The sequence below is a fragment of the Clostridioides sp. ZZV15-6598 genome (genome assembly GCF_020657705.1).
Classification (GTDB): Bacteria; Bacillota; Clostridia; order Peptostreptococcales; family Peptostreptococcaceae; genus Clostridioides; species Clostridioides difficile_F.
Genome location: NZ_JAGWCS010000236.1, coordinates 1 through 2,852 on the forward strand (window position 1 = coordinate 1; position 2,852 = coordinate 2,852).

The 2,852-nt window shown below is 24.9% G+C and carries 3 protein-coding genes and 1 riboswitch; of the genes, 1 reads left to right on the forward strand and 2 read right to left on the reverse strand.

Annotated elements, in window-relative coordinates; translation table 11 throughout:
- Positions 1–411: 411 nt before the first annotated feature.
- Complete coding sequence (locus KGF50_RS21060; protein WP_227849870.1) at positions 412–906, reverse strand: AAA family ATPase; 495 nt, start codon at positions 904–906, stop codon at positions 412–414.
- Positions 907–1,281: 375 nt separating this feature from the next.
- Here KGF50_RS21060 and KGF50_RS21065 point away from each other — a divergent pair, with 375 nt between their 5' ends.
- Positions 1,282–1,812 (forward strand): PadR family transcriptional regulator, encoded by a 531-nt coding sequence (locus tag KGF50_RS21065; protein ID WP_227849871.1) that lies wholly within the window; start codon positions 1,282–1,284, stop codon positions 1,810–1,812.
- Positions 1,813–2,054: 242 nt separating this feature from the next.
- On the opposite strand, the gene KGF50_RS21070 is transcribed toward KGF50_RS21065, so the two are convergent.
- The gene (locus tag KGF50_RS21070; RefSeq protein WP_227849872.1) at positions 2,055–2,537 is read right to left on the reverse strand and encodes an SH3 domain-containing protein; all 483 of its coding nucleotides are present in this window, start codon (positions 2,535–2,537) and stop codon (positions 2,055–2,057) included.
- Between the two features lie 85 nt (positions 2,538–2,622).
- A riboswitch (cyclic di-GMP riboswitch) is annotated at positions 2,623–2,716 on the reverse strand.
- Positions 2,717–2,852 lie beyond the last annotated feature (136 nt).

Genomic DNA, 2,852 nt, shown 5'->3' on the forward strand with positions numbered 1-2,852 from the left:
ATGTATTATTTGGTATGTTTTGTGTTGAGTTTTGTTGGGTACTTATTATCTATTTTTTTTGTTTGTTTTTTTTTTTTTTCAAAGAGGAAGCGGCATTCGAGGTCAGGCTCGGTTTCGGTGGGTTGGAAATTGTGATTAGGGGACATTCAAAAAATACAAATTTTTTTAAAATTTCAATTTTTTAATATTAGATATTTTTTTTAATTAAAAATAATTTAAAAATAATCAGAAAAAAATTAAATTTTGCTTTATTTTTTATATATTTTTTCGTCCTCATTCTTAATCTAACTAGAACAGTAGGAATTGCACAAATAGAAGTAAGTAATGCATTCCTTTTTTGCACTTCTCAATCTATAGTGGAATGTTCAACAATACTATACTGTCATTAACATTAGATTCAAAACTAAAATTTTATAATTCAGATATTTCTTCAACAATCGCTTTGACAGACTTATTAGAAACATTAATTTTAGTTGTTGCTAATCTTTCATACAATGGTAAATAGTTGACACTTCTTTCTATTACATCAGTAAAACGCGAACCTTCATCTACATCTGTCTTCAACCTTCTTCTCAATACAGTTTCATCACAAATTAAAGAAATTTTTATTACTCTACAATCCGATATATCTAGGCAAGATATAATAGTATCAATAATACTTTGTTCATGCATTACCCAACAGAAAATAATATTCTCAAAAGCACTACATTTTATAAAGTTATTCAACAATGAGCAAATATTTGAAAGAACCATTTTTTTCGTTTCACCAGTAATTTGAAATGGATGCATATCCCAACACCAATCACCATCAAGAAAAACACTATTTTTCAAGATTAATTTTAGAGACTGGCATACTGTTGTCTTGCCTACTCCCATTGTACCACCAATAATATAAATATTTTTCATTCATTTTACCTTTCAAAGTTTAAGTTATTTGTTAATTATATTTTATCATATCAACATATAAAAATCATACTTTAACATCTATCATATTATTCATACCATATACAATTGCTTTGTTATCTTTAGTTATCTTATATTCATTCCTAAATGGCTTAAGTAGAAAATTAAACTTATAAATCATTTTTTATTACTTAAATTCTTGAAATAATTAAATTAAACTTTATACATTTATTAATTTGTAGCATAATCCATATTCATACTTTCTTTTATCAAAATTCCATGATACAATAATACTGCTAGATAATAGTAGTTTAATATAGAACTAATATACATATATAGTTATGTAATAATAAATATTACAAAGGAGAGTGAATTGTAATGTTATCAAAGCCAGCAACAATGCTTTTAGGCCTAATAAATGAAAAGCCTCTTAATGCCTATGAAATTATAAAAGTGCTAGAATACATGAATGTAAAGTACTGGTTTAATATCGCAGACTCAACCGTATATACTACAATTAAGACTTTAGAAAAAAGAGGATTGATTTTAGGTACTGTTAAAAAAGATGGTAATATGCCAGACAAAACAGTTTACACAATCACAGAAAAAGGAAGTGTAGAATTTCATAATACTTTGAGAAATTCTATTTTGAAATTCGATTATGACACTAATATTTTTTCTATTACAGCATTCTTTATCGAATGTCTAGAAAAAGAAGAAAGAAAGAATCTTTTAGAAAAACGATTAGAAATTTTAAATCAATACCTAACAGGAATTAAGCAAAAAGATGATGATGACTGGGAAAAGGAAGTTAGTGAATTTCATATTGCTAATGTAAAACGTATGATTGATATAGTATTAGCAGAGATTTCTGGAACAAAAAGATTATTAGCTGTTTATAAAGGATAAACAAAAACTGTAGATAATGGCTTTCCATATATAATTCATAGTCTACTGTTTTGTGTTTATTTCATTTACTCTTCTTTCATAAATATATAAAAGGCACCTCATATGAAGTGCCAATCTATATTATATTCATTTTTATTTATTGCCTTTAGTTATTGTATAAGACCTATTTCTCAATATATTTTCATATATCCTTATGACATCTTACATTTATAGGATTTTTTTATAAAGCTTATTATATATGATTATGCCAAAGTTGAATATTCTTCTACATACTGACTATATACATATCCAGAATATCTTTTCCCATTTTTGTGGATATTAATTCTTTTCCATTTTCCAACACTATAACAGACTTCAACTTTAAAACCATCAGGAATTGTAGTTATTATTTTTGAATCTGTTGTTCTGTCATTTCTTAATTCTAGATTTAAACCATTAGTTTTTATATTTCCTATGTAATTTCTTTTTCTGTTTTCTAGAATACTATTACTTTTAGTATTTCCTAATTTTTCTAAATATTTATAGAGTAACCAACCTTTGTCATAATTACTTTCAACTTCTGCCCATTTTCCATCTACACAATTTAACTTAACCATTTTTCCTTCTGGTATGCTTTTTAATTTCACACTGTTTATATCTGGTTTCTCTCTTAAATTCAATTTAATCTTAGTCCTAAAATTGATGTTAGATTCATCAACGTTTTTTAATGTTAATTCAGATATCATTTCAAGCCCTCCTCTTGCCAAATTTTAAGTTATTAAAAATACCTAACTCTTAAAAAATAAATTTAACAAAAAGAATTATTATCTTTTTGGCAACTGGCTGACATGACCTTTATTATATAAAGATTTTAGTCCCTATAGCTTTGCGTCATTAGATTTATCTAATATTGCCTATATCTGAATAATAACACAAATTAAATATTTACAAAACAATATTCCATCAAATTTTATATTAATTAAATATAAATTCAATTTTTAATTAATAATAAATAAAAAATATCTTTATATTACTAAATAAATTATTATTCTCTATAAGTC